22 protein-coding genes are annotated in these 26,043 nt (G+C 73.4%); 8 read left to right on the top strand and 14 right to left on the bottom strand.

Annotated elements, in window-relative coordinates; translation table 11 throughout:
• Positions 1–2: 2 nt before the first annotated feature.
• From gnd to tkt, 6 genes are read right to left on the bottom strand one after another with little or no spacing between them, the layout of a single operon-like run.
• Positions 3–887 carry a phosphogluconate dehydrogenase (NAD(+)-dependent, decarboxylating) gene (gene gnd, locus P3H78_RS26295; protein WP_276111643.1) on the bottom strand — a complete coding sequence of 295 codons (885 nt, stop codon included), beginning with the start codon at positions 885–887 and terminating at the stop codon, positions 3–5.
• A 6-nt stretch (positions 888–893) separates the two neighbouring features.
• Positions 894–2,540 (bottom strand): glucose-6-phosphate isomerase, encoded by a 1,647-nt coding sequence (gene pgi, locus P3H78_RS26300; RefSeq protein WP_276111644.1) that lies wholly within the window; start codon positions 2,538–2,540, stop codon positions 894–896.
• A gap of 1 nt (position 2,541) precedes the next feature.
• Positions 2,542–3,468: a glucose-6-phosphate dehydrogenase assembly protein OpcA gene (gene opcA / locus P3H78_RS26305; RefSeq protein WP_276111645.1), complete on the bottom strand. Its 927-nt coding sequence runs from the start codon at positions 3,466–3,468 to the stop codon at positions 2,542–2,544.
• Positions 3,465–5,144 carry a glucose-6-phosphate dehydrogenase gene (gene zwf, locus P3H78_RS26310; protein ID WP_276111646.1) on the bottom strand — a complete coding sequence of 560 codons (1,680 nt, stop codon included), beginning with the start codon at positions 5,142–5,144 and terminating at the stop codon, positions 3,465–3,467. The genes opcA and zwf overlap by 4 nt, the downstream gene beginning before the upstream one ends.
• Positions 5,141–6,322: a transaldolase gene (tal, locus tag P3H78_RS26315; RefSeq protein ID WP_276111647.1), complete on the bottom strand. Its 1,182-nt coding sequence runs from the start codon at positions 6,320–6,322 to the stop codon at positions 5,141–5,143. Before tal ends, zwf begins: the two co-directional genes overlap by 4 nt.
• A 19-nt stretch (positions 6,323–6,341) precedes the next feature.
• Positions 6,342–8,417 (bottom strand): transketolase, encoded by a 2,076-nt coding sequence (gene tkt / locus P3H78_RS26320; RefSeq protein ID WP_276111648.1) that lies wholly within the window; start codon positions 8,415–8,417, stop codon positions 6,342–6,344.
• Between the two features lie 182 nt (positions 8,418–8,599).
• Here tkt and P3H78_RS26325 point away from each other — a divergent pair, with 182 nt between their 5' ends.
• Positions 8,600–9,508, top strand: a complete 909-nt coding sequence (locus P3H78_RS26325; RefSeq protein WP_276111649.1) for a helix-turn-helix domain-containing protein — start codon at positions 8,600–8,602, stop codon at positions 9,506–9,508.
• An 86-nt stretch (positions 9,509–9,594) separates the two neighbouring features.
• Here the strand turns inward: P3H78_RS26325 and P3H78_RS26330 are convergent, their stop codons facing one another.
• Positions 9,595–11,010 (bottom strand): glycoside hydrolase family 16 protein, encoded by a 1,416-nt coding sequence (locus tag P3H78_RS26330; RefSeq protein ID WP_276111650.1) that lies wholly within the window; start codon positions 11,008–11,010, stop codon positions 9,595–9,597.
• A 487-nt stretch (positions 11,011–11,497) separates the two neighbouring features.
• Between P3H78_RS26330 and P3H78_RS26335 the strand changes: the two genes are divergently transcribed.
• Entirely contained in the window at positions 11,498–12,766 is a 1,269-nt protein-coding gene (locus P3H78_RS26335; protein WP_276111651.1) for a lipase family protein, read from the top strand.
• 163 nt (positions 12,767–12,929) lie between these two features.
• On the opposite strand, the gene P3H78_RS26340 is transcribed toward P3H78_RS26335, so the two are convergent.
• Together P3H78_RS26340 and P3H78_RS26345 are read right to left on the bottom strand one after the other, a co-directional pair.
• Positions 12,930–13,649 (bottom strand): class I SAM-dependent methyltransferase, encoded by a 720-nt coding sequence (locus P3H78_RS26340; RefSeq protein ID WP_276111652.1) that lies wholly within the window; start codon positions 13,647–13,649, stop codon positions 12,930–12,932.
• Between the two features lie 155 nt (positions 13,650–13,804).
• Positions 13,805–14,647 (bottom strand): hypothetical protein, encoded by an 843-nt coding sequence (locus P3H78_RS26345; RefSeq protein WP_276111653.1) that lies wholly within the window; start codon positions 14,645–14,647, stop codon positions 13,805–13,807.
• A gap of 280 nt (positions 14,648–14,927) precedes the next feature.
• Between P3H78_RS26345 and P3H78_RS26350 the strand changes: the two genes are divergently transcribed.
• Positions 14,928–16,265 carry a 6-phospho-beta-glucosidase gene (locus tag P3H78_RS26350; protein ID WP_276111654.1) on the top strand — a complete coding sequence of 446 codons (1,338 nt, stop codon included), beginning with the start codon at positions 14,928–14,930 and terminating at the stop codon, positions 16,263–16,265.
• 485 nt (positions 16,266–16,750) lie between these two features.
• Positions 16,751–17,863, top strand: a complete 1,113-nt coding sequence (locus tag P3H78_RS26355; RefSeq protein WP_276111655.1) for an ABC transporter substrate-binding protein — start codon at positions 16,751–16,753, stop codon at positions 17,861–17,863.
• Positions 17,864–17,939: 76 nt separating this feature from the next.
• Here the strand turns inward: P3H78_RS26355 and P3H78_RS26360 are convergent, their stop codons facing one another.
• Complete coding sequence (locus P3H78_RS26360) at positions 17,940–19,073, bottom strand: ATP-grasp domain-containing protein (RefSeq protein ID WP_276111656.1); 1,134 nt, start codon at positions 19,071–19,073, stop codon at positions 17,940–17,942.
• Positions 19,074–19,478: 405 nt separating this feature from the next.
• Between P3H78_RS26360 and P3H78_RS26365 the strand changes: the two genes are divergently transcribed.
• Together P3H78_RS26365 and P3H78_RS26370 are read left to right on the top strand one after the other, a co-directional pair.
• Positions 19,479–20,339, top strand: a complete 861-nt coding sequence (locus P3H78_RS26365) for a metallophosphoesterase family protein (RefSeq protein ID WP_276111657.1) — start codon at positions 19,479–19,481, stop codon at positions 20,337–20,339.
• Positions 20,336–21,010, top strand: coding sequence for a 4'-phosphopantetheinyl transferase family protein (locus P3H78_RS26370; protein WP_276111658.1), 675 nt, complete (start codon positions 20,336–20,338; stop codon positions 21,008–21,010). The genes P3H78_RS26365 and P3H78_RS26370 overlap by 4 nt, the downstream gene beginning before the upstream one ends.
• Positions 21,011–21,043: 33 nt before the next feature.
• On the opposite strand, the gene P3H78_RS26375 is transcribed toward P3H78_RS26370, so the two are convergent.
• Positions 21,044–21,271, bottom strand: a complete 228-nt coding sequence (locus tag P3H78_RS26375) for a hypothetical protein (protein WP_276111659.1) — start codon at positions 21,269–21,271, stop codon at positions 21,044–21,046.
• A gap of 134 nt (positions 21,272–21,405) precedes the next feature.
• Positions 21,406–22,062, bottom strand: a complete 657-nt coding sequence (locus tag P3H78_RS26380) for a helix-turn-helix domain-containing protein (protein ID WP_276111660.1) — start codon at positions 22,060–22,062, stop codon at positions 21,406–21,408.
• A gap of 222 nt (positions 22,063–22,284) precedes the next feature.
• Between P3H78_RS26380 and P3H78_RS26385 the strand changes: the two genes are divergently transcribed.
• A complete protein-coding gene (locus P3H78_RS26385; RefSeq protein ID WP_276111661.1) occupies positions 22,285–22,956 on the top strand; it encodes an MmyB family transcriptional regulator in 672 nt (223 codons plus the stop codon).
• Between the two features lie 315 nt (positions 22,957–23,271).
• On the opposite strand, the gene P3H78_RS26390 is transcribed toward P3H78_RS26385, so the two are convergent.
• Positions 23,272–24,054, bottom strand: coding sequence for a cache domain-containing protein (locus P3H78_RS26390; protein WP_276111662.1), 783 nt, complete (start codon positions 24,052–24,054; stop codon positions 23,272–23,274).
• Between the two features lie 36 nt (positions 24,055–24,090).
• On the bottom strand, positions 24,091–24,843 hold the full coding sequence (locus P3H78_RS26395; RefSeq protein WP_276111706.1) for a FadR/GntR family transcriptional regulator: 753 nt from the start codon (positions 24,841–24,843) through the stop codon (positions 24,091–24,093).
• A gap of 154 nt (positions 24,844–24,997) precedes the next feature.
• Here P3H78_RS26395 and P3H78_RS26400 point away from each other — a divergent pair, with 154 nt between their 5' ends.
• Positions 24,998–26,035 carry an ABC transporter ATP-binding protein gene (locus tag P3H78_RS26400; RefSeq protein ID WP_276111663.1) on the top strand — a complete coding sequence of 346 codons (1,038 nt, stop codon included), beginning with the start codon at positions 24,998–25,000 and terminating at the stop codon, positions 26,033–26,035.
• Positions 26,036–26,043: the final 8 nt, after the last annotated feature.

Here is a 26,043-nt window from a genome sequence, read left to right on the forward strand (position 1 = left end):
GATCAGTCCTTCTGCGCGGATTCGACGGCGTGGCCGCCGAACTGGTTGCGCAGCGCGGCGATCATCTTCATCTGCGGCGAGTCCTCCTGGCGGGAGGCGAACCGCGCGAAGAGCGAGGCCGTGATCGCCGGCAGCGGCACGGCGTTGTCGATGGCGGCCTCGACGGTCCACCGGCCCTCGCCGGAGTCCTCGGCGAAGCCGCGCAGCTCGCCCAGGTGCTCGTCCTCGTCGAGGGCGTTGACCGCGAGGTCGAGCAGCCAGGAACGGATGACGGTGCCCTCCTGCCAGGAGCGGAAGACCTCGCGGACGTTGTCCACGGAGTCGACCTTCTCCAGCAGCTCCCAGCCCTCGGCGTAGGCCTGCATCATCGCGTACTCGATGCCGTTGTGGACCATCTTCGCGAAGTGGCCCGCACCGACCCGGCCCGCGTGGACGTAGCCGTAGGGGCCCTCGGGCTTGAGCGCCTCGAAGATCGGCTGGAGGCGGTCGACGTGCTCCTTGTCGCCGCCGACCATCAGGGCGTAGCCGTTCTTCAGGCCCCAGACGCCGCCGGAGACGCCGGCGTCGACGAAGCCGATCCGCTTGATGCCCAGCTCGGCCGCGTGCTTCTCGTCGTCCGTCCAGCGGGAGTTGCCGCCGTCGACGACGGTGTCGCCCGGCTGGAGGAGGTCCTTCAGCTCGTCGACGACGGTCTGGGTGATGGTGCCGGCCGGCACCATCACCCACACCACGCGGGGGGCCTCCAGCTTCTCGACCAGTTCGGCGAGGCTGCTGACGTCGGAGAGCTCGGGGTTGCGGTCGTAGCCGATGACGGTGTGGCCGGCGTTGCGGATGCGCTCGCGCATGTTCCCGCCCATCTTGCCGAGCCCGACGAGACCGATCTGCATGTCAGTTCACTTCCTAAGCGTGCGGTAGGCGGTGACGAGGGCCTGGGTGGAGGGGTCGAGGCCGGGGACGTCGGTGCCCTGGGTCAGGGCGGGTTCGACGCGTTTGGCGAGGACCTTGCCCAGCTCCACGCCCCACTGGTCGAAGGAGTCGATGTTCCACACCGCGCCCTGCACGAACACCTTGTGCTCGTACAGCGCGACGAGCTGGCCGAGGACCGACGGCGTCAGCCCCGCCGCCAGGACCGTGGTGGTGGGATGGTTGCCCCGGAACGTCTTGTGCGCGATCAGTTCCTCGGGCACACCCTCGGCCCTGACCTCCTCGGGCGTCCTGCCGAAGGCCAGCGCCTGCGTCTGCGCGAAGAAGTTCGCCATCAGCAGGTCGTGCTGCGCCGCCAACTCCCCGCCCAGCTCACCGACCGGATTGGCGAAACCGACGAAGTCCGCCGGGATCAGCTTGGTGCCCTGATGGATCAGCTGGTAGTAGGCGTGCTGCCCGTTCGTGCCCGGCGTGCCCCACACCACCGGACCCGTCTGCCAGTCCACCGGCCGCCCGTCACGCTGCACCGACTTGCCGTTGGACTCCATGTCCAACTGCTGCAGATACGCCGTGAACTTCGACAGGTAGTGCGAGTACGGCAGCACCGCATGCGTCTGCGCGTCGAAGAAGTTGCCGTACCAGATCCCCAGCAGCCCCAGGACCAACGGCGCGTTCGCCTCCGCCGGCGCCGTGCGGAAGTGCTCGTCCACCACCCGGAACCCCTCCAGCATCTCCCCGAACGCCTCCGGACCGATCGCGATCATCAGCGACAGCCCGATCGCCGAGTCGAAGGAGTACCGCCCCCCGACCCAGTCCCAGAACTCGAACATGTTGTCCGCGTCGATCCCGAACGCCGTCACCTCCTGCGCGTTCGTCGACAGCGCCACGAAATGCCTCGCGACCGCCTTCTCGTCCCCGCCCAGACCCGCCAGCAGCCACGACCGCGCCGACGTGGCATTGGTGACCGTCTCGATCGTCGTGAACGTCTTCGACGCCACCACGAACAACGTCTCGGCCGGATCCAGGTCCCGCGTCGCCTCGTGCAGATCTGCTCCGTCCACGTTCGACACGAAACGCACCGTCATGTCCCGGTCCGTGAACGCCCGCAACGCCTCATAGGCCATCGCCGGACCCAGATCCGATCCACCGATGCCGATGTTCACCACATTGCGGATCCGGCGCCCGGTGTGACCCGTCCACGCGCCCGAACGCACCCGCTCCGCGAAATCGGCCATCCTCCCCAGCACCGCACGGACCTCGGGGACCACATTGCGCCCGTCGACCTCCACCACCGCGTCCGGCGCCGCCCGCAACGCCGTGTGCAGCACCGCCCGCCGCTCGGTGACGTTGATCCGCTCACCACGGAACATCGCGTCCCGCAGCCCGAACACATCCGTCGCCACCGCCAGTTCCCGCAGCAACGCCAACGTCTCGTCGGTCACCAGATGCTTGGAGTAGTCGATCAGCAGATCACCCACCCGCACCGTCAGGCGCTCCGCGCGGCCGGGGTCCGCGGCGAACAGCTCGCGCAGGCTCGGTTCGCGGAAGGCCTCGGCGCGGTGGTCCTTCAGGGCGGTCCACTCGGGCCGCCGGGTGAGTTCCGGGGTGTCGGACATGTCAGACGGTCTCCTTGGTGCCCTCGCCGCGCAGGGCGACGGCGTACATCTCGTCGGCGTCGAGGCGGCGCAGCTCCTCGGCGATGAGTTCGGAGGTGGAGCGCACCTTCAGCGCGAGGGTGCGCGAGGGCTGGCCGGGCAGGCTGAGCGTGGCCAGGGGGCCCTCGGGCCGGTCGATGACGACCTCGCCGCCGGCGGTGCCGAGGCGGACCGCGGTGACGACCGGGCCGGCGGTCACGACGCGGTCGACCGTGACGCCCAGCCGGGCCTCCAGCCAGCGGGCCAGCAGCTCCGCGCTGGGGTTCTCGGCCTCGGCCTCCACGGCGGCCGAGGTCACCTTCGCGCGGGCCTGGTCCAGGGCCGCGGCGAGCATCGAGCGCCACGGGGTGAGCCGGGTCCAGGCGAGGTCGGTGTCGCCGGGGGCGTAGGAGCGGACGCGGGTCTGCAGGACCTCCAGCGGCCGCTCCACGGCGTACAGGTCGGTGATGCGGCGCTGGGCGAGGGTGCCCAGCGGATCCTTGGCCGGGTTCTCCGGCGCGTCCACCGGCCACCACACGACGACGGGGGCGTCGGGCAGCAGCAGCGGCAGCACCACGGAGTCGGCGTGGTCGGACACGTCGCCGTAGGTGCGCAGCACCACCGTCTCGCCGGTGCCGGCCTCGGAGCCCACCCGCACCTCGGCGTCGAGACGCGAGGAGGTGCGGTCCCGCAGGGTGCGGGCGTGCCGCTTGATGACCACCAGGGTCCGCGAGGGGTGCTCGCGGGACGCCTCCTCGGCGGCCTTCAGCGAGTCGTAGGCGTTCTCCTCGTCCGTGACGATCACCATCGTCAGGACCATGCCCACCGCGGGGGTGCCGATGGCGCGGCGGCCCTGCACCAGCGCCTTGTTGATCTTGCTTGCCGTGGTGTCGGTCAGGTCGATCTTCATGGCCTGCGCCAGCTCCGTCCGTCTCGTGCGAGCATCTCGTCGGCCTCCCGCGGACCCCACGTGCCCGCGGGGTACTGCGCGGGACGGCCGTGCCCGTCCCAGTACTCCTCGATCGGGTCGAGGATCCTCCAGGACTGTTCCACCTCCTGGTGGCGGGGGAACAGGTTGGCGTCGCCCAGCAGCACGTCCAGGATGAGACGCTCGTACGCCTCCGGGCTGGACTCGGTGAACGACTCGCCGTAGGCGAAGTCCATCGACACGTCCCGCAGCTCCATCGACGTGCCCGGCACCTTGGAGCCGAACCGGACCGTCATGCCCTCGTCGGGCTGGACGCGGATGACGATGGCGTTCTCGCCCAGCTCCTCGGTGGCCTCGGCGTCGAAGGGGGAGTGCGGGGCGCGCTGGAAGACCACCGCGATCTCCGTCACCCGGCGCCCGAGCCGCTTGCCGGTGCGCAGGTAGAAGGGGACGCCCGCCCAGCGGCGGTTGTCGATCCCCAGCTTCACCGCGGCGTAGGTGTCGGTCTTCGACTTCTTGTCGATGCCGTCCTCGTCGAGGTAGCCGATGACCTTCTCGCCGCCCTGCCAGCCGTCCGCGTACTGCCCGCGCACGGTGTGGGCGCCCAGGTCCTCCGGCAGCCGCACCGACTTGAGCACCTTGAGCTTCTCGGTGAGCAGTGCCTCCCCGTCGAAGGCGATGGGCTCCTCCATCGCGGTCAGCGCCATCAGCTGGAGCAGGTGGTTCTGGATGACGTCCCGGGCTGCGCCGATGCCGTCGTAGTAGCCCGCGCGGCCGCCGATGCCGATGTCCTCGGCCATCGTGATCTGCACGTGGTCCACGAAGGACCGGTTCCAGATGGGCTCGTACATCTGGTTGGCGAAGCGCAGCGCCAGGATGTTCTGGACGGTCTCCTTGCCCAGGTAGTGGTCGATGCGGAAGACCTGCTCCGGATCGAACACCTCGTGCACGATCCGGTTCAGCTCAATGGCGCTGGCGAGGTCGTGGCCGAACGGCTTCTCGATGACCGCACGGCGCCAGGAGCCCTCCGGGCCGTCCGCCAGGCCGTGCTTCTTCAGCTGCTGCACGACCTTGGGGAAGAACTTCGGCGGCACGGACAGGTAGAAGGCGAAGTTGCCGCCGGTGCCGCGGGAGGCGTCCAGCTCGTCGACGGCCGCACGCAGCTGCTTGAAGGCCGTGTCGTCGTCGAAGTCGCCGGGGATGAAGCGCATGCCCTCGGAGAGCTGCTGCCAGACCTCCTCGCGGAACGGCGTCCGCGCGTGCTCCTTGACCGCGTCGTGCACGACCTGGGCGAAGTCCTCGTGCTCCCAGTCGCGCCGGGCGAAGCCGACGAGCGAGAAGCCCGGCGGCAGCAGCCCGCGGTTGGCCAGGTCGTACACGGCCGGCATGAGCTTCTTGCGGGAGAGGTCGCCGGTGACCCCGAAGATGACCAGGCCGGAGGGGCCCGCGATCCTCGGCAGCCGGCGGTCCCGCGGATCCCGCAGGGGGTTGACCCAGTCGGGTGAACCGGGCTGCTCGGCGCCGCCCTTTACGACACCCGCGGCCGGCTTCCCGGCCGCTCCGGCCGCCGCGCCGGCGGGCGCCGCGGGGGCCGGAGCGCCGGAGCCGTCGGCCTCCGGCGCCCGCGCTGCCGTCGCCTCGGCAGGCTTCTTCGTCATTCCGCGTCAACTCCCTTGCTGTCCAGGGACTTCGTGACCGCGTCCAGCAGGTCCTGCCAGGCCGCCTCGAACTTCGCGACGCCCTCGTCCTCGAGCTGCTGCACGACCTCGTCGTACGAGATCCCGAGCCGCTCGACGGCCGCGAGGTCGGCGCGCGCCCGGTCGTAGCCGCCGGTGACGGTGTCACCGGTGATGTCGCCGTGGTCGGCGGTGGCGTTCAGCGTGGCCTCCGGCATGGTGTTGACCGTGCCGGGAGCCACGAGCTCGTCCACATACAGGGTGTCCTTGTACGACGGATCCTTCACCCCGGTGGAGGCCCACAGCGGACGCTGCCGGTTCGCCCCGGCGGCGGCCAGGGCACCCCAGCGCTCCCCGTCGAACACGCCCTCGTACGCCTCGTAGGCCAGCCGTGCGTTCGCCAGTGCCGCCCGGCCCTTCAGGGCGAGCGCCTCGTCCGTGCCCAGCAGGGTCAGGCGCTTGTCGATCTCGCTGTCGACGCGGGAGACGAAGAAGGAGGCGACGGAGTGGATCCGCGACAGGTCCAGGCCCGCGGCCCGCGCCCGCTCCAGGCCGGCGAGGTAGGCGTCCATGACCTCGCGGTAGCGCTCCAGCGAGAAGATCAGCGTCACGTTGACACTGATACCCAGGCCCACGACCTCCGTGATGGCCGGCAGGCCCGCCCGGGTGGCCGGGATCTTGATCATGACGTTGGGGCGGTCGACCAGCCAGGCCAGCTGGCGGGCCTCGGCGACGGTCGCGGCCGTGCGGTGCGCCAGGCGCGGGTCCACCTCGATCGAGACGCGGCCGTCCAGGCCGCCGGTGGCGTCGTGCACCGGCCGCAGGACGTCCGCGGCGGCCCGTACGTCGGCCGTGGTCATCATGCGCACGGCCTCGTCGACCGTGACGCCCCGGACCGCCAGGTCGGCGAGCTGCTCCTCGTAGCCTCCCCCACTCTCGGCTTCGCTCGAGCGGGGGGACCCCCACACGGAGCCGATGGCGGCCTGGAAGATCGACGGGTTGGTGGTCACGCCCACCACGTGCCGGTTCGCCACCAGCTCGGCCAGGTTCCCCGAGGTGATCCGCCGGCGCGACAGGTCGTCCAGCCAGATGGAGACGCCCGCGTCGGAGAGGCGCTGGAGTGCTTCCGCGGTCGCGGTTGCTTCGGTCACAGTGATCATCTTCCTTGTTGCGTTCGGATCATGCGCGTGCGGCGGCCAGCGAGGAGCGGGCGGCCGCGACGACGTTCTCGGGGGTGAAGCCGTACTCGGCGAAGAGCGTTCCGGCGGCCGCGGAGGCGCCGAAGTGTTCGAGGGAGACGATGCGTCCCGCGTCGCCCACGAAGCGGTGCCAGGTCAGGCCGATGCCCGCCTCGACGGCGACCCGCGCCCGCACCGACGGCGGCAGCACGTCGTCGCGGTAGGTCCGCTCCTGCTCCTCGAACCACTCCACGGACGGCATCGACACCACCCGGGCGCCGACGCCCTCCGCCGCGAGCTGCTCGCGCGCGGCCACGGCGAGCCGGACCTCGGAGCCGGTGGCGATCAGGACCACGTCCACCGTCCCGGTGGGGGAGTCCAGCAGCACGTAGCCGCCGCGGGCCGCGTCCGGGTTCGGCGCGTACACCGGCAGGCCCTGGCGGCTCAGCGCCAGGCCGTGCGGGGCGGGGCGGGTGCCGTGCCGGCGGAGGATCTCGGCCCACGCGGTCGCGGTCTCGTTGGCGTCGGCCGGGCGGACCACGTTCAGGCCCGGGATGGCGCGCAGCGAGGCCAGGTGCTCGACCGGCTGGTGGGTCGGGCCGTCCTCGCCCAGGCCGATGGAGTCGTGCGTCCACACGTACGTCACCGGCAGCTGCATCAGCGCGGACATGCGGACGGCGTTGCGCATGTAGTCGGAGAAGACCAGGAAGGTGCCGCCGTAGATCCGGGTGTTGCCGTGCAGGGCGATGCCGTTCATCTCCGCGGCCATGGAGAACTCGCGGATGCCGAAGTGGACGGTGCGGCCGTACGGGTCGGCCTCCGGCAGCGGGTTGCCCGCCGGGAGGAACGACGACGTCTTGTCGATCGTCGTGTTGTTGGAGCCCGCCAGGTCCGCGGAACCGCCCCACAGCTCCGGCAGGACCGGGCCCAGGGCCTGGAGCACCTTGCCGGAGGCCGCCCGGGTGGCGACGGAGGTGCCCTCCTCGAAGACGGGCAGGGAGTCCTCCCAGCCGTCGGGGAGCAGCCCGGCGACCACCCGGTCGAAGAGCCGCGCCCGCTCGGGCCGCGCCGTGCGCCACTCGGCGATCCGCTTGTCCCACTGCGCGTGGGCCTCGGCGCCGCGGTCCAGGGCCCGGCGGGTGTGCGCGAGCACGTCGGTGCCGACCTCGAAGGACTGCTCCGGGTCGAAGCCCAGGACGCGCTTGGTGGCCGCGACCTCGTCGCCGCCGAGCGCCGAGCCGTGCGCGGCCTCGGTGTTCTGCGCGTTCGGGGCGGGCCAGGCGATGACGGTGCGCATCGCGATGATCGAGGGGCGCCCGGTGTCGGCCTGTGCCGCGCGCAGCGCGGAGTGCAGGGCGGCCGGGTCGACGTCGCCGCTCGCGGCGGGCTCGATCCGCTGGGTGTGCCAGCCGTAGGCCTCGTACCGCTTCAGCACGTCCTCGGAGAAGGCGGTGGCCGTGTCGCCCTCGATGGAGATGTGGTTGTCGTCGTAGAGCAGGACCAGGTTGCCCAGCCGCTGGTGGCCGGCGAGGGAGGATGCCTCCGCGGAGACGCCCTCCTCCAGGTCGCCGTCGGAGACGATCGCCCAGACGGTGTGGTCGAAGGGGGACTCGCCCTCGGGCGCGTCCGGGTCGAACAGGCCGCGCTCGTAGCGGGCGGCCATCGCCATGCCCACCGCGTTGGCGACGCCCTGGCCGAGCGGGCCGGTCGTGGTCTCCACGCCGGCGGTGTGCCCGTACTCGGGGTGTCCCGGCGTCCTCGAGCCGTGGGTCCGGAACGCGCGCAGGTCGTCGAGCTCCAGCTCGTACCCGGCGAGGAAGAGCTGGGTGTAGAGCGTCAGCGAGGTGTGGCCGGGCGAGAGGACGAAGCGGTCACGGCCCGTCCACTCCGGGTCGGCCGGATCGTGACGCATCACCTTCTGAAAGATCGTGTACGCCGCGGGGGCCAGGCTCATGGCGGTGCCGGGGTGGCCGTTGCCCACCTTCTGCACGGCGTCGGCGGCCAGAATGCGGGCGGTGTCTACGGCACGCCGGTCCAGGTCGGTCCACTCGAAGCCGTCGGATGTCTGCGTGCTCATCTTCAAGAAATCCTCGAAAAGTCGCTGGTTTGCTGCCGGACGTGTTCAAACTTAAAAGTCAGACTTTTTTCGAGGAAGGTCTCGCTGTGTCAGTCTGTGGTGAAAATGGGACACCTTGCAGGGCCTGCAGGCCCTGAAGGCCGAGCGGGCTCGGTGGACGATCGGGACGGCACGAGACGGACATGGTGGACAGAACCATCCAGGGCGCGGACGGCGGCGCGGACGGCGGAGACGGGATCAGAACGTTCCCCTTCCCTGTCGACCTCAGCGTCGGAGGCGTCGGCATGCAGATCGGCCCCATGGGCATCGGGCGCACCTGGCACTCCGAGGCGCCCCTGCACCGGGTCCACCGGATCGACTTCCACGTGGTGATGCTGTTCAGTCATGGCCCGGTGCGGCACATGATCGACTTCACCGAGCACGAGGCCGGCGCCGGCGACGTGCTGTGGATCCGGCCCGGGCAGGTGCACCGCCTCGCGGCGCCCGGCGACTACCGCGGCACCGTCCTGACCATGCAGCCCGGCTTCCTGCCCCGCGCCACGGTCGAGGCCACCGGCCTGTACCGCTACGACCTGCCGCCGCTGCTGCACCCGGACCCGGCCCGGCTCGAGGCCCTCACGGCCTCGCTGGAGTACCTGCGGCGCGAGTACGAGGACACCCGGACCCTCCCGCTGAGCCTGCACACCGCCGTGCTGCGGCACTCCCTGACGGCCTTCCTGCTGCGCCTCGCGCATCTCGCCGCGAGTTCCGCCGAGGCGGAACGGCGCCCGGGCGACACCACGTTCACCCTCTTCCGGGACGCGGTCGAGGAGGGCTTCACCGTCAACCACAGCGTCAGCGCCTACGCCGAGGCGCTCGGTTACTCGCGCCGCACCCTGGTGCGGGCCGTGCGCGCCGCCACCGGCGAGACCCCCAAGGGCTTCATCGACAAGCGGGTCGTGCTGGAGGCCAAACGGCTGCTCGCCCACACCGACCTGCCGATCGGCCGGGTGGGCGCCGCGATCGGCTACCCCGACGCGGCGAACTTCTCCAAGTTCTTCCAGCTGCACACCGGGCAGACGCCGGTGGCGTTCCGCGCGGACATGCGCTGAGGCGCCCGTCTCCGCCGGGCCGGCGGCAGCGCCCCCGGGCGGCGCGGCGCACCGCGCCGCCCGAGGGGGCGGTCCGCACGGCCGGGTCAGTGGCCGAAGTCGAACCAGTTGACGTTCACGAAGTCGGCCGGCTGGCCGCTGGTGAAGGTGAGGTACACGTCGTGGGTGCCGGTCACCGCGTCCATGTTCGCGGGGACCGTCCGCCACGACTGCCAGCCGCCCGTGCCGGCCAGCGCGAAGCTGCCGACGGGCGTGCTGCTGCGGCTGTCCAGGCGCACCTCGACCAGTCCGCTCACCCCGCCCGCCGCACCGGAGGCGACGCGGGCGTAGAACTGGTGGGCGGCGGTGGAGCCGAAGTCGACTCCCCTGTAGAGGGCCCAGTCGCCGTTCGCGAGCGATCCGACGTCCTGGCCGCCGCCGCTGTCGGTGGTCCCCTCCGTGACGGCGCCCGACTGGCCGTCGTAGGACTCGGCCTGGATCGGGCCGTACGCGTCGCGGCCGCCGGAGGGCGGGGGCGTGGTGCCGCCCCCGCCGCCCGAGGACTGGAGCACCTGGACGTAGTCGACCGTCATGGGGTGCCCGGGCTCCGTCCCGCTGTCCGGGCCGCCGCCGAAGGCGCCCGGGAAGCCGCCGCCCATGGCCACGTTCAGGATGACGAAGTAGCCGTGGTTCGTGGCGTTGGCCCAGGTCGTCGCGTCGACCTGATTGGCCTTCACCGTGTGGAAGTCGACCCCGTCCAGGTAGAAGCGGATCTCCTCCGGGCTGGTCGAGCGGTCCCACTCCATGGCGTAGGTGTGGAAGCCGGCCTGGCAGCTGGTGCCGGTGCACGCCGTCGAACCGCCGATGCCCGAGGTCTCGTTGCAGGGGCCGCCGGGGTTGGTGCCGCAGTGCATCGTGGCCCAGTCGGTGTTGAGGCCCTGGACGTTCTCCATGACGTCCAGCTCACCCACGCCGGGCCAGTTCTGGTAGTTGCCGCGGAAGGGTGATCCGAGCATCCAGAAGGCGGGCCAGTAGCCCTTGGCGGCCGCGCCGGTCACGTTCGGCAGCTGGATGCGGGCCTGGACCCGCAGGGTGCCCCCGGCCGGCGGCCGGAAGTCGGTGCGGGTGGTCTCGATGCGGCCCGAGGTCCAGTTGCCGGAGGCGTCGCGGCGCGGGGTGATGAGCAGGTTGCCGTTGCCGTCCAGCGCCACGTTGCCGGTGCCGGAGGTCATCGACTCGACCTCTCCCGTGCCCCAGTTGGCGGCGCCGCCCGGATAGGACGTGCCGGTGTCGTACTGCCAGTCGGCGGTGTTGACGCCGGAGCCCGCGGGGCCGTTGAAGTCGTCCAGGAACACCTGGGTCCAGCCCGCCGGGGGAGTGGGCGCGGAGGCGTTCGCGGACGGAGTCGCGGCGGTGGCGGCGGCCGCGGCGAGGCCGAGGGTGCCCAGCACCGCGACGAACGTCCGCCGCAGCGAACGCCGTCTGCGGCGCGGGCCTGAAGGGATGCCGGAGGGTTCACGCATGGGGGGCCTCTCGGTCGGAATGGGCGTGCGGATGCCTCGCCGTGGGGCGGCCTGGGAATTCTGAGAGCGCTCTCAGGCGATGGTGCGCCGCCAATGTGCTCCCGGACCCCGCGGTCGTCAAGACTTCAAGCAGCCAAAGTCCTTACGGTGCACGGGAGTTCAGGTGGCGAAGGCCGGGATTGCCCGGATGTCGGGGGATGCCTCCGCCCGGGTCTCCGGCCCCGTCCCGCGCTTGTCACGTCGGTGCGTCCCGAACGTCCGCCGCTTCGCACGCGGTTGACTATCCGCCGCACCTACCCCTCCGTAACCTACGCGTCCGTAAGTTCTGAGCCGCATCGCGTCACCGAACGGAAGGGACGTACAGGTGATGTCACACGTGTGGAGAAAGCCGCCGCGGGGAGCGGGACGGCGGGGCGGGGCCCTGCCGCTGGACGGGGCCCGACCGGAGTGCGGGCCGCCGGTCCGCCGGGGCCGGTCGCGGGGCCGGATGGTCACGACCGTCCTGCTCGGTGCCGGGGTCCTGCTCGGCGGTGCGGTGGCCGGACCCGCCGCCCCCGCGTCGGCCGGTGAGCCGCCCGCCTGCTCCGCGCCGGACGCCGCGATCTACCGCACCCCGGACGGCGCCGGTGCCGCGCCGGGCGCGGTCGTCGCCTGCCGCCGGCTGGACTCCCTGCCGATGATCGGCGACTCCGTGCCGCTGACGGCGTGGAAGGTCCGCTACGGCACCACCGACGGGCGCGGCCGGCCCGCAGAGGTGGCCGGCACCGTCGCCGTGCCCGACGCCCCCTGGACCGGGCCGGGGGAGCGGCCGGTGGTCGCGTTCGTCCCCGGCACCCTCGGCATCGGGACGCAGTGCGCCTTCTCCAAGCAGCTCGCCGGCCAGTACCAGGACGCCTACGAGGGTCCGAACCTCTCCGCCCTGCTGCGCGCCGGGTACGCGGTCGCGGCCACGGACGGCGCCGGCTACCTCGACGGCCAGGTGCACCCGTACGTCTCCGGCGCCGACGCCGGTCACGCCGTCCTCGACATGGTGCGGGCCGCGACCCGGGTGCCCGGCAGCGGGGTGGGTGCGACGGCGCCGGTGGGCATCTGGGGCTATTCCGAGGGGGGCTCGGGCAGCCTGTGGGCCGCGCAGCTCGCCCGCTCCTACGCCCCGGAGCTGCACGTCGTCGGCGCGGCGTCCGGCGGGACCCCGGCCGACCTGCGGGCGGAGGCGCTGCACCTGAACGGCGGGCCGTTCGCCGGGTTCCTCGTGGACGCGGTGATCGGCATGGCGGTCACCCACCCGGAGATGCCGCTCACCGGCCTCCTGAACGCGCAGGGCCGCAAGGCCTTCACGGACGCCGAGTCGCTGTGCGCGGTCGGCACCGTCGTGCGCTTCGCCGGCGCCCGCTTCGAGCAGTACACCGAGGACCGGGTCACGCTGGAGCAGCTCTTCGCGATGCGCGGACCGGACGGCACGACCTGGGGCGAGGCGGTCGACGCCAACCGGCTGGGCACGGACGTGGGCCGGCCCGGATCCGGGGCCCGGTACGAGATCGGCTTCCCCGTCCTGCAGTACCGGGGCGCCCTCGACGAGGTGATCCCCACGGAGGTCGCCGACGCCGAGCACCGGTCGTACTGCGCCGCGGGCGTCACCACCCGGTCCGCGACCCTCCCGGCCGACCACCTCCTGGGCGACGCAGCGGGGGTCGGCCCGGCGACGGCCTGGCTGGCGGACCGCTTCGCGGGCAGACCGGAGTCCGGCACCTGCTGAACCACCGGACCGGCGCCGGCTTCCCTGCGGGGGTGCCGGCGCCGGTCGTCCGCGCCCACGCCTCTCACCGATCAGCGCACCGATCGGCGGGTCCCGGACCGGGCCCCCGGCTCCGAAGGCTCCTTGACCAGCGACGCATCCAGGCCGTGTCCGGGAGGCCGTGTCACAGGGGGGACTTCACGGACGCGCCCTGGACCGCGAGACTCGCCCGCACCCATGTCCTGTCCGCCGTCAGGTACGCGTCCACCTTCAGGCCCACCTCCGCGAGTGCCCCCTCGAACTGCTCCCTGGTCAGCGGACGGGACAGGAACGTCTGCGTCCAGGTGGCATCCGGGAACTCGTACGCCGCGGTGACCGAGTTCACGCCATCGCCGGCCGGCTCCGCCGACACGATCCGCACCGTGAAACCGGCGGGGTCGACGCGCTCGCGCGGCACGTGCGTGTGCCACGCCTCCCCCTCCCGCTGGATCAGCACGCAGCCGGTCGCCGCGAGATGCCGCACGCAGGTACGCAGGAGCGCGCGCCGCACCGCGGCGTCCGAGGCATGGACGAGGAACGACGCGAGCATCACCACGTCGAACGTCGTGCCCAGGTCGAGGTCCTCGATGGGGCTGTGTACCGTGCGTGCCCCGCGGACGCGGTCGAGCATCTCCCGGGACTCGTCCACAGCGGTCACCGTGAAACCCCGCTCCAGAAGCGGGTGGGTCACGCGCCCCGCCCCACAGCCCAGCTCCAACAGGTGCGCACCCGCCGGCACGGCCGCGGCGACGACGTCCGGCTCGGTCCCTGCCGGAAGCCGCGTGTACAGCTCGACCGCGCAGCCGTCCGGCGTGATCGTCCCCGGGCCGGTCCCCCGGTGTCCCGCTCGCCTGATCGTCCCCATGCCGGTCCAACGGATCGGCGCGGGCGGCGGTTCCCTGTCCAGCCGCCCCCTTCGCCGCACCTGCAGCCGCCCCGGTCGCCGGGCCGCCGTCCCGGGACGTCCGGCCCCCGCGCCACGGCGGCGCGGGGGCCGGGGCCGGTCCGTGCGGGCCCGGGCTACTGCTGCCGGTACAGGTGGACCGTGGTCGCCACCTGGCACACGCCCGGCTGGACGACCTCGGTGCGCAGCACACCGCGGGCGGCGTCGTAGTCGACGCCCTCCGCCTCGAAGGTGCCGGTGCACACACTGCGCTGTGGCAGCGCGAACAGGCTGGTCACGTGGCCGGTGACCGGACCGCCGTCCAGGCGGTGCTCCAGGTCGACCTGGAGCACCGGCCGGTCCTCGGGGAAGAGCGTCCGGGAACCGTCGTCCGAGGCGCACAGCAGCCGGGTGTCGTTCACGAAGTCGCAGCCCTGGATGTCCCGGACGGGCTTGTCCAGGGTGATCTGCGGGGCCTGCGGCAGCGCGCCCCCGGCGCGCGGGGTGGAGGCGTTGAGCAGCGGCGCGGGGAACACCTGGAGCCGGTCCTGGTCGCCCCACTCGCCCGACACCAGCCACTGCGCGTCCGGGGAGACGGCGGCGAAGGAGTTGTTGAGCTTCTCGCCCGGGTCGAGCCGGTGGACGTACTCGTAGCGCTGCCCGGCCGGCGTGGTCACCGCGTACATCTTCGACGTCGCCGAGTCCGGGCCCTGGTAGGCGTCGAAGACGTAGCCGCGGGCGATGTCGGGGTCGCCCACGTGGTTCCAGCCCTCGATGCGCAGGCTCAGCGGGATGGAGCCGAGCCCGCGGTACAGCAGGGTGCCGTCCGCGCGACTGGCCAGCCCCTGCCCGCCGCTCAGCGAGTCCACGTACGCCGTGCCGGCCTCCGTCCAGGCCGGTCCCGCGGCCGTCGCGGCGGTGGCGTCACCCAGTACGAGCGCCGCCGACAGCGCGGCCACCGACCATAACTGACGTCTCATCACATACCTGCCGTATCCGTTGGGGGGTGGGCTCCCGCATGCAACCACGGATCGGTCCTCGGGTCACCGCCCCGGGCGGCCCCGCCGCGGAAGCCTCCGCGAGGGACGGGGGTGCCACGGAGGCGCGGGGCGGCGCGGACGGGGGAGAAAGCGGCGCAGACAGGGGCGAGTGGGGTGGAAGGACTCGTCATCCGGCCCCCGGCCGGGCCATGATCCGTGCAGGCGCCCCCCCCGCTGCCGGGGTGGGCGCCGAGGTGGCCGTGGGCGAAAGGATGCAGGCGTGAGGCTGACGATTCTGGGCGGCGGCGGATTCCGGGTGCCGCTCGTGTACGGGGCGCTGCTGGGCGATCGCGGCGAGGGGCGGGTCACGCAGGTGCTGCTGCACGACCTCGACGCCGGACGGCTGTCCGCGGTGACCCGGGTGCTGGCCGAACAGGCGGCGGGCGTGCCGGACGCGCCCCGGGTCACCACCACGACCGACCTGGACGAGGCGCTGCGCGGCTCCGACTTCGTCTTCTCCGCGATCCGCGTCGGCGGTCTGCAGGGGCGCGCCGACGACGAGCGGGTGGCCCTGGCCGAGGGCGTGCTCGGCCAGGAGACGGTGGGCGCCGGCGGCATCGCCTACGGACTGCGCACGGTCCCGGTGGCCGTCGACATCGCCCGCCGCGCGGCCCGCCTCGCGCCCGACGCCTGGGTCATCAACTTCACCAACCCCGCGGGCCTGGTCACCGAGGCGATGTCCGCCCATCTCGGGGACCGCGTCATCGGTATCTGCGACTCCCCGGTCGGCCTCGGCCGCCGCGTCGCCCGCGTGCTCGGCGCGGACCCGGCCCGGGCGTGGGTCGACTACGCCGGCCTCAACCACCTCGGCTGGGTGAACGGCCTGCGCATCGCCGGACGGGACGAACTCCCGCGCCTGCTCGCCGATCCCGCCCTGCTCGGCTCCTTCGAGGAGGGGCGGCTCTTCGGCGCCGACTGGCTGCAGTCGCTCGGCGCGATCCCCAACGAATACCTGCACTACTACTACTTCAACCGCGAGGCCGTCCGCGCCTACCGGCGGGCGGAGCCGACCCGCGGCGCGTTCCTGCGCGACCAGCAGGCCCGCTTCTACGCGGAGGCGGGCGCCCCGGACGCTCCCGCGCTCGCCCTGTGGGACCGCACGCGCGCCGAGCGCGAGGCCACCTACATGGCGGAGAACCGGGAGACGGCCGGGGCGGGCGAGCGCGCGGCGGACGACCTGTCCGGCGGCTACGAGAAGGTCGCCCTGGCGCTGATGCGGGCCGTCGCCCGCGACGAGCGCGCCACGCTGATCCTCGACGTCCGCAACCGCGGCACCCTCCCCGCCCTGGACGACGAGGCGGTCGTCGAGGTCCCGTGCCTCGTCGACGCGAACGGGGCGCATCCGGCAGCCGTGAGCCCGCTCCCGGAGCACGCCACCGGGCTGGTCTGCGCCGTCAAGGCGGTCGAGCGCGCGGTGCTCGCCGCCGCCGCGTCGGGCTCGCGCGCCGACGCCGTACGGGCCTTCGCGCTGCATCCGCTCGTGGACTCCGTGACGGTGGCACGGCGGCTCGTGGACGGCTACGTGTCCGTCCACCCCGGTCTGGCCTACCTGAGGTGATCCTCGCGGGACGGGTCCGGGACGGGGCGGATGCACCGGGACGGCCGGTCGCTCCCCCGTAGCAGCGACCGACCCCCCGTTCCCCCGTGCTCCCCGCCCCGTTTCCCCCGTTCCCCCGTGCTCCCCCGTTCCCTTTCACTGTTGAGAGTCGGCGGCCGGGCCCCTGATACACCCCTCGGAAAAAACTTTCCCGGGTCCCCGTCCCGGACCGCGGACGCCGACGTGCAGGGGCCGCCGTGTCGGCGAGAATGACCGCGTCGATCATGCCGAACGGCCGCAGGACGTGCCGTAGTCCGGGGGAGGAACCAGATGACCGCGATCCATCGTGCCGCCGTGACCGCCGGGCCGCGAACCGTGTCCGGCACGATCACGCGGATGCGTCCGCCGCGGGGGGACGAGATTGAGGGGGACGTCCACCACCGGGCCCTGCCACCCGACGGTCCGGGCGGCCTGCGACCGAGTCGTCACGGGGGAGACGCCCAGGCATGAACTCGTCACTGTCGTCGTCCGTCGCGGAACGGGCCGACGGATCAACCGTGAGGATCGGCGCCCTCGTTCCGCTGACTCGGCCCGGCTGGGCCGAGGCGGGCCGGCACCTGCTCGCCGGTCTCGAGACAGCCGTCCGCGAAGTCAATGACACCGGCGGGATCGCCGGAAGGCCACTCGAACTGGTGGTCCGGGACACCGCGGCCGACCCGCAGAGGGCCGCGGCGGCCGTGGACGAACTGGCGCGCCTGGGGGTGGCCGCCCTGGCGGGGGAGTACCACAGCGTCGTCGCCCGCGCCGCCGCCGCCCGGGCCGACGCCCTCGGCCTGCCGTTCCTCTGCTCGTCGGCGGTTCTCGACGCGCTCACCGAACAGCCGACGGAGTGGGTCGCGCGCCTCTGCCCGGCGCAGTCCCACGGCTGGCAGATCTACGCGGACTTCCTCCTCGGCGCGGGCCACCGCCGCATCGCCGTGGCTGCCCAGGCGAGTGTCTACTGGGCGGCTGGGACCCGGATTCTGCGGGACTGCCTTGCCCCACGCGGCGGCACCGTCGTCGAACTCGACATGGGCAGGCTCGCTCCCGCGGCCGTGTGCGACGAACTCGTCCACCATCGCACGACAGCCCTCCTCCTTCTGGCCGGCCACCCGGAGCCGGCGGTGTCGATCGTCCAGTCCGTCCGCCGTGACGAGCGCCTCGCCGAGATCCTGATCGGCGCTCCGGCCGGGCAGCCGGAGTTCGCCGAATGGGCGGCGCTGCTGGGCGACGACGGCTCGGCGATCCCGTTCCTGCGCTACCTGCCCGAGCGTCTCGGCCCGCTCGGTGCACGAGTCGGGACGGCCCTCCGGGAACGGCTGGGCGCAGCACCCTCGTTCGTGGCCTTCGAGGGCTACGACACGGTGGCCGTCCTCGCCGATGTGCTGCGCTCGCACGGCGCGGACCGGGCGCGCATCGCCGAATCCTGGCCGCGGGTCGACGTCGAGGGCACCCGCGGGCGGATCCGGTTCTCCCGCGCGCCGGGCATCGGCGTGTGGCAATGGACGTGGGCGTCGGTCCAAGTCGTCGATCGGGATCCCGCGGAGCCCGATCGCCTCCGGATCCTTCACGTCGGCTGAGGGAGCACGGAGGCCCGACTGCCCGGATCCCGCAGCGGGACGATCCGGCCGTCCCGCTGCGGGAGTCGGACACGCTCTAGGCCGGCGCCGCCGCCCGTGAGGTGTCCGGGGCCGGGGGAGCGGTCGTGGGGGCCGGGACGGCCGGGAGCAGGGGGCCGGCCGAATGGGTCCGCTGGGCCGGGAGCGTCACCGGGCGCACCGGCCGCGGGCCCGACACCACCGCGTAGTCCTGACCCAGGAAGGGCGGCACGATCCGCCCGGGATCCTCGCCCAGCGCCAACTGCACGGCGGCCCACGGGGCGTTGAGGCCGCACAGGGACAGCTGGTGCAGTCCGCCCGCCGGGCGGCTGTTGACGTCGAGCAGCACCGGCCGGTCGCCGTACATCCGGAACTGGATGTTGGACAGGTAGTGCAGGCCGAAGCCCTCCGCGATCAGCCGGGCCGGCGCCAGCCACTGCTCGTGCAGGGTGAAGCCGCGGCGCCGCCCGTGCTTGGTGCGCCCCACGGCCAGCCGGATCCGGTTGTCCGGGCCGGTCAGGCAGTCGACCGACACCTCCGGCTGTTCCAGCCGCGGCATGACCAGCCAGTCGACCTCCTCCTCCGCCTGCTCCAGCGCCCGCAGCACCAGATCGAGCTGCACGTAGGGGCTCGGGAAGCCGTCCAGCTGTGCCAGCGAGAAGGGGGTGCGGGTGAGGACGCGGAAGCCGACCCCGCCCGCGCCGGACGCAGGCTTGAAGCAGGCCCGGTGCCCGGCACCCTCCAACTCCGCGACTGCGGAGCGGAGTTCGTCGGCGTTGCGGACCCGCCACCACGGCGGCACCGGCACCCCCACCGAGCGGACCGCCTCGTACGCGGTCGCCTTGTCCTCGAAGACGGCCACGGCCTGCGGGGTCGGGGCGAGCAGCGCCGTGCCCACGGCGGCGAAGTCGGCGCGGTGCGCCACGATCGCGGCCTGGTGCAGCCGCGGCACGAACACGTCGATGCCGCGCCGCAGGCACTGGTCGAGTGCGTACTCGACGTACGCGGCCGGGGACAGGCCCTCGGGCTCCGGCTCGGCGGTGTCGGCGGCGGCCAGGACGGGGGAGTCGGGGTCGCCGTGCGTGGCGTGGATCTCCACCGCCCGGTCGGCCGGATTTCTCCGCAACTGGTCCATGAAGAACACGTTCTCCGCGTACGTGCGGTTGAGCCAGACGCGTACGCGAGAGACCATGCAGAGGCCGCCTTTCACGGTGCGCGGGCAGGGCGGAGCGGGCCGTGCCCGGCCAGGGGGGATGGAGGTACACCAAATCGCCCTGCACGAGGGAGAGTTGCGGGCGCGGTGTCGGGCCGATCATACGGCTTTCAATCGACCCGGCGTGCAACGCGCAGGTTACGGATTTCCGGACCCGCCTCGCCCCCTCTCCCGCGCTCCCCTCGTCCGCCGACCGCGCACCGCACCCCGTGGAGGCCGGCGGCGAGCCTGCCCCCGGCCCCACGCCAGGGCCGGGACGTGGCCTGAGCGGCGGCTTTCGGCCGTACGGCGGACGCGGCCCGCCCGGGTCCCGTCTTGTCCCGCGCCGCCGGGTGTGCTCTTGTGGTCCCGGCAGTGACTGCGACGGGCGACGAGGGGTGAGCGGTGACGGGGACGGCCGGTGACGCCGGACAGCTGCTGGCCATCAGCGACCTGCACATCGCCTACGCCGAGAACCGCGCTCTCGTGGAGCGGATGACGCCCCGGTCGGACGCGGACTGGCTGCTGGTGGCCGGCGACGTGGCCGAGACCGTGGCCGACGTCCGCTGGGCCCTGAAGACGCTCGCCGCCCGCTTCCACAAGGTCGTCTGGGCCCCGGGCAACCACGAGCTGTGGACCCACCCGCGCGACCCGGTCACCCTGCGCGGCACCGCCCGCTACGACCACCTCGTCGCCCTCTGCCGCGACCTGGGCGTGATCACGCCCGAGGACCCCTACCCCGTCTGGGATGGCCCCGGCGGCCCGGTGGCCGTGGCGCCCCTGTTCCTGTTGTACGACTACTCCTTCCTGCCGGACGGCTGCGCGACCAAGGAGGAGGGGCTCGCGTACGCGCACGGCACCGGAGTCGTGTGCAGCGACGAGCACCTGCTGCACCCCGACCCCTACCCGACCCGGGACGCCTGGTGCCGGGACCGGGTCGCCGGGACCGAGCGCCGGCTCGCCGCCCTCCCCGACGACCTGCCCACGGTGCTCGTCAACCACTACCCCCTGCACCGCCATCCGACGGACGTGCTCCGGTACCCGGAGTTCGCCATGTGGTGCGGGACCCGGCTGACCGCGGACTGGCACCGCAGGTTCCGGGTGGCCGCCATGGTCTACGGGCACCTCCACATCCCCCGGACCACCTGGCACGAGGAGGTCCGCTTCGAGGAGGTGTCGGTGGGCTACCCCCGTGAGTGGCGCAAGCGTCCCGAACCCCCGGGAAGGCTGCGCCGGATCCTGCCGGTGGAGGTCGGACCGCGTTGATCGAGGAGCTGCTCCCGGACTCGGTCGTCGCCGTGGAGGCGTACGGCGACGACGAGACCGACGGCGCCCCGCTGTACCCCGGGGAGGAGGCGCTGGTGGCGCGGGCGGTCGCCAAGCGCCGTCGCGAGTTCACCGCCGTGCGCGCCTGCGCCCGCCGGGCGATGGAGAAGCTCGGTGTGCCGCCGCAGCCGATCCTGACCGGCGAGCGGGGCGCCCCGCGCTGGCCGCAGGGCCTCGCCGGCAGCATGACCCACTGCGACGGCTACCGGGCCGCCGCGCTGGTCCGCGCCGCCGACCTGGCCTCCCTCGGCATCGACGCCGAACCCCACGGCCCGCTCCCGGACGGGGTGCTGGCCACGGTCGCGCTGCCGGGCGAGCGGGAGCGGCTGGACCGGCTGGCCGCCGCGCATCCCGAAGTGCACGGGGACAGGCTGCTCTTCAGTGCGAAGGAGTCCGTCTACAAGGCGTGGTTCCCCCTGACCGGGGAGTGGCTGGACTTCGCGGAGGCCGACATCGCGATCGAGGCGGACTCCGGCGCGGGCGGCCGCTTCCGCGCCGAACTCCTCGTCCCCGGACCGGTGGTCGCCGGCCGCCGGCTCACCCACTTCACCGGCCGGTGGACCGTCGGGCGCGACCTCGTGGTCACCGCGGTGACGGTCCCCCACGTCTGACCCGGGCGGCACGCCCCCGGCCCGGCCGGCGGGTCACGGCCGCGGGCACCACGCGCGCAGGAGGTGGAAGAACTCCGCCTCGTTGCCCGTCAGGCCGGCGCCGGACAGGGCGTCCTCCGCCTCGGCGAGGACGGCGGGCGGGACGAGGGGTGGCCGGCCGCCGTCCGGCGGGCCGTCGAAGGCGGCGCGCACCGTGTGCAGCAGCCGCAGATAGGCCTGGACGGCGGTGCGCTCGCGGTCGGTCAGTACGGCGGTCGGCATGTCGCTCTCCCCGGTCGGCGTCACACGGTCGCGCGCCCCGCCCCTCGCGGCGCGCGCGCACCGCCGCACGGCGGCGGCGCACTCCCAGCTTGCCGTCCGCCACTGACAATGCCCCGCCGGCGCGTGCCGCCGCGTCAGGACTCGGGGCGCCTGACGCTCTCCAGGAGCATGTCCAGCCACTCGGCGACCTTGTCGCGGTGCTGGTCGGTGGGGAGCTGCGCGGCCCGCCAGGCGATGCCGCGGACCCCGTGGTCCTGCAGAAGCCGTTCGAGCGGGTCGTCCTCGGCCGCGGCGGCCTGCCGCTCGGAGTCGGCGAGCCGCTGGAGGAGGTCCTGCTCGGTGCGCTGCAGGGCACCCGCCAGGGCCTCCGGGTCCTCGGCCGTCAGGAAGCCCGCGTGCACGCGGAAGAAGCGCTGGATGGCGTCGCAGTGCTCCATCGTGGGCCGCCGGTCGCCGTTGATGAGGGCGCCCGCCTGCTGGCGCGACATGCCCGCCCCGTCGGCGATCTCCTGCTGGGTGTAGCGTCGTCCGTTCGGCTTCAGGCGGGTGCGGCGCAGCAGGTCCAGACGCTGCAGGAACCGGGCCTGCACGTCCGGCTCGCCCGCGGCGCCGCCGTCGAGCAGCGCCCTGACCACCGGCTCGGGCACGCCGCAGGACGCGGACAGGCGCTCGGCGCCGAAGACCTCCGCGCGGGGGACGCCCAGACGCTCGGCGAGTGCCGTGACGCGCGCGACGACGACCGGCAGCACGGCAGGCCCCCCGGTGCCCGGATCCTCGAAGCCATCCGTCACCGACAGATCTCCTACGTCTCTCACAGGCTCTCACAAGCGGTTGCCGTGAACTCCCCGGAGGTTATCGGTTCGTTCGAACGCACATCCAGGTCTCGCCACAACTGTGGCCAATTTCAGCCGTCAACCAGCATGAAATGCCACGATAGTTGACACGGATCGCGTCCGGGAAGGAGGATCAAGGCGCCGCGTGAAGGCCGCAGAGGCAAGAGGGGTGACCTCCCGATGGCAACTCAGGCAGGAGGGCAGCCGTCCGTGCCTCAGCCCGTGCCCGACAGTCCCGAGGTGCAGGCCTATCTGCGGGACTGCGCCACGCTCCTGGAGGCCGTCTCCTTCCCGTCGTTCGTCGTCGACCACCGCTGGGACGTCCTGCTGTCCAACAGCGCGTTCGCGTCGCTCTTCCAGCGCGTCGGCCCGCACCCCACGGCGATGCCGAACGCCAACTTCCTGCGGTTCGTGCTCTTCCACCCCGACGCGGCCGGCGTGCTCGGCGAGCACGAGTCCCGGTGGTGCCTGCCGATGCTGGCACACTTCGCCGCGGCCGTGGACCGCTGCGGCCACGATCCCCAGCTCCAGTCCGTCCGGCGGGAGATCGCGCAGGACCCGATCATGGAGGCCGCCTACCGGCACGGGCTGCCGCACTGGATCCGCGCGGTCGGCGAGGCCGCCCTCGCCACCGACGGCGCGGTGCGTCCCCTGCTGCACCCCGACCCGCGCTGGGGTGCCACCGAGTGCCGCATCGTCGAGGAGACGCCGGGAGTGCTGCGCGAGCTGGGGTGCACGCGGTTCACGCTGGTCCTGCGCGACCCGCGCCGCCCGGCCCCGGCCGCGCGCGGACCGCAGGGCACCCGCCGGTCGGCCGGTCACCTCAGTGTGGTGCCCGCGCCGGAGTCCTGACCCGGCCCCGCCGGCGTTCAGGCCGCCGACGGCGCCGGGTCCGCCGGAGCCGTCCACCCCCCGCGCGCGGCCCCGGCACACCCGTGGAACGGCGGCCGGTCCGTCGTACGGCAGGACGCGACCGACCCGCGCGGGGAGCGACGCCGGTACGGACCTCCGGCGGGACGCCGGGGAGCGGTCCCGGGCGGGACCGGCACGGTTCTGCGGCGGGACACCAGGGGGATGCGGCTCCGAGCGCACCCGGCCGGACCCGCGGCGGGAAGCGGAGGGGTGCGGCTCCGAGGGGCCGGGCCCGTGCGCCGCGTGGCGCCGTCGTCATCGCTCCGACACGACGAGGACCAGGGGGACGGAACGGCACGGCACCAGGCGCCTGCCGTCGGCGGCGGCCGGCCGGGCCCGCTCCAGCACCGCCCCGAAGTCCGGGCCGCGGGTGAGCGACCCCGCCAGGTGCGAAGGGTCCGCGGACGCGGCCACCCGCCCCCGCGCGTTCACCAGATGGGCGGCCCCCGGCAGTTCGCGCAGCAGGGGCAGCACCGCCGCCTCGAAGTGCCGCAGGTACACGTCGGCCGCGGCCACCCCGGCGAACCGGCCGGCCAGTTCCACCGGTACGGACAGGGTGAGGCTGTACTCGTCCGAGCAGAGGTAGTCCACATAGGGCCCGGCCACCGCCCGCAGCCCGGTGTCGCGGGGGAGTGCGAACCAGTCCCAGTGCGTGTAGTCCGCGTAGGCGGACCGCCCCGGGTCGAGGTCGGGCAGCAGCGGCCGTACGTCCCCGCGCGCCGTGCTCTGCCACCACTCCAGCCACGCCGGCACGTCGGCCAGCAGCCCCGGCGCGGCGACGAAGCCGACCCCGGAGACCAGCTCCCCGCCTGCCAGGCGCCGGTGCAGCCCGGGCCGCAGCGCGGCGAGATCGGCCGTCGCCGGGCACCGGCCGCCCACGGCCACCCGGGCCAGGAGCGCCGCCGTCTCCGCGGCGGTTTCCGCGACCGCCTCGAAGACCGCCTCCAGTGCCCGGCCGACGCGCGCCGCGGCGCGTTCCTCCGCCGGGCTGCCGGGCGGCGCGGCCGCCGCCCCGGCGGGTGCGGGGCTCCTGCTCATGGCGCTCTCCAGCGGACGGGACCGGACGGGATGCGGCTACAGGGCCAGGCGCACGGCGACGAGCCGTGCCGCCGAGGCGCGCACGCACCGCTCGGCCAGCGCGCGGGCCGCATCACGGGAGCCATCCTGCACGGCGCGGATCACGGCGCGATGACGTGTCGCGACTTCTTCACGATATTCGTCGTCGCCGAGCACGAGGCAGAGCAGCGCCCCGACGTCCGTCTGGAGGGCGATCTGCTCCCGGGTCAGCCGGGCCGACTGCGCGGCCGCCGCCAGCTCCACGTGGAAGCGCCCGTACACCCGGCTGCGCTCCGCGGCCTCGCCCGCGGCGGCCAGTTCGGCGGCGGTGCGGTGCAGCGGGACGAGGTCGCCCGGCTCCGTGCGCTCCGCCGCGAGCCCGGCCGCGGTGCCCGACAGGGCGGCCCAGTGGTCGCCCAGGTCGCGCAGCTCCTCGGTGGACCAGCCGCGCAGCCGGGTGCGCAGCCGCTCGGCGCCGGGCCGCTCGGGCAGCGAGACGAAGCTGCCGCCGCCGCGACCGCGCCGGGTGGTCACCAGTCCCTGCTGGCGCAGGGCCATCAGCGCCTCCCGCAGGGTCACCGTGGACACCCCGAGCCGCCCGGCCAGTTCGCTCTCGCCGGGCAGCTGCTCCCCGTCGGCGAGCAGCCCGAGTTCGATGGCGTCGCCGATGCGGCGCACCACGGTCTCCACCCGGGCGCGGTTCTCCAGCGGCGCGAAGACGGCACCGCGCGACCCGGTGGGCCGGCCCGGCCGCCGGGACGGCCCCGCCACGCCGACCGCACCGGTGCCGCCGTCCTTATCCCGTTGTTCCACGGCCACCACCTTGCCAGTTGACTCAAGTTTTGCCCGGAGGCGGTCTTGAGTTTTGAACTATGACTTCATATGTTTCCCCCCAACGTTCGAGAACGCCAGAAAGGTTCCCCGCATGGAGGGAAGTGCCGTCCGGCTGCAGGGCCTGCGCAAGACGTTCGGAGAGACCACTGCGGTCGACGGGGTCGATCTGGACGTCCGGGACGGGGAGTTCTTCTCCATGCTGGGCCCGTCCGGCTCGGGCAAGACCACGGTCCTGCGCCTGATCGCCGGCTTCGAGACACCTACCGAGGGCCGCGTCGCCCTCGCCGGCCGGGACGTCACGGAGCGCGCCCCGTTCGTGCGGGACGTGCACACCGTCTTCCAGGACTACGCCCTCTTCCCGCACATGACGGTCGAGCAGAACGTCGCCTACGGCCTCGCGGTCCGCAAGGTCCCGAAGGCCGAACGGCTCGTCCGTGCCCGCAAGGCGCTCGCCGAGGTGGACCTGGAGGGGTTCGGCAGACGCCGCCCGGACCGGCTCTCCGGGGGCCAGCGCCAGCGGGTCGCGCTCGCCCGCGCCCTCGTCGGGCGTCCCCGGGTACTGCTCCTCGACGAACCGCTCGGCGCCCTCGACCTCAAGCTGCGCGAGCAGATGCAGGTCGAACTCAAGGCACTGCAGCGGGAGGTGGGCATCACCTTCGTCCTGGTCACCCACGACCAGGAGGAGGCCCTGACGATGAGCGACCGCATCGCGGTCTTCCGGCAGGGCCGCATCGAACAGGTGGGCACCCCCGCCGAGATCTACGAACGCCCGGCCACCGCGTTCGTCGCCTCCTTCGTCGGCACCTCCAACCTGCTGCAGGGCGACGCCGCCCGGCGGATCCTCGGCACCCCGGAGACCCACAGCGTCCGCCCCGAGAAGATCCGCGTGCTGAAGGAGTCGGCCACCGCCGACGAGCCGGAGACGGCCACCGCCACCGGAACCGTCGCCGAGGTGGTCTACGCGGGCGGCAGCACCCGCTTCCTGGTCGACCTCGACGCGGGCGGCCGGCTCACCGCACTCCAGCAGAACCTGGACACCTCCGCCGAGGACGTCGCCGCCTACCGCGGCAGCCGGGTCCGCCTGGCGTGGCGGCGCCGCCACGCCGTGCCGATCCCCGACGCCCGCTGACCCCACCC

Source organism: Streptomyces tropicalis, assembly GCF_029269835.1.
Taxonomy (GTDB): domain Bacteria; phylum Actinomycetota; class Actinomycetes; order Streptomycetales; family Streptomycetaceae; genus Streptomyces; species Streptomyces tropicalis.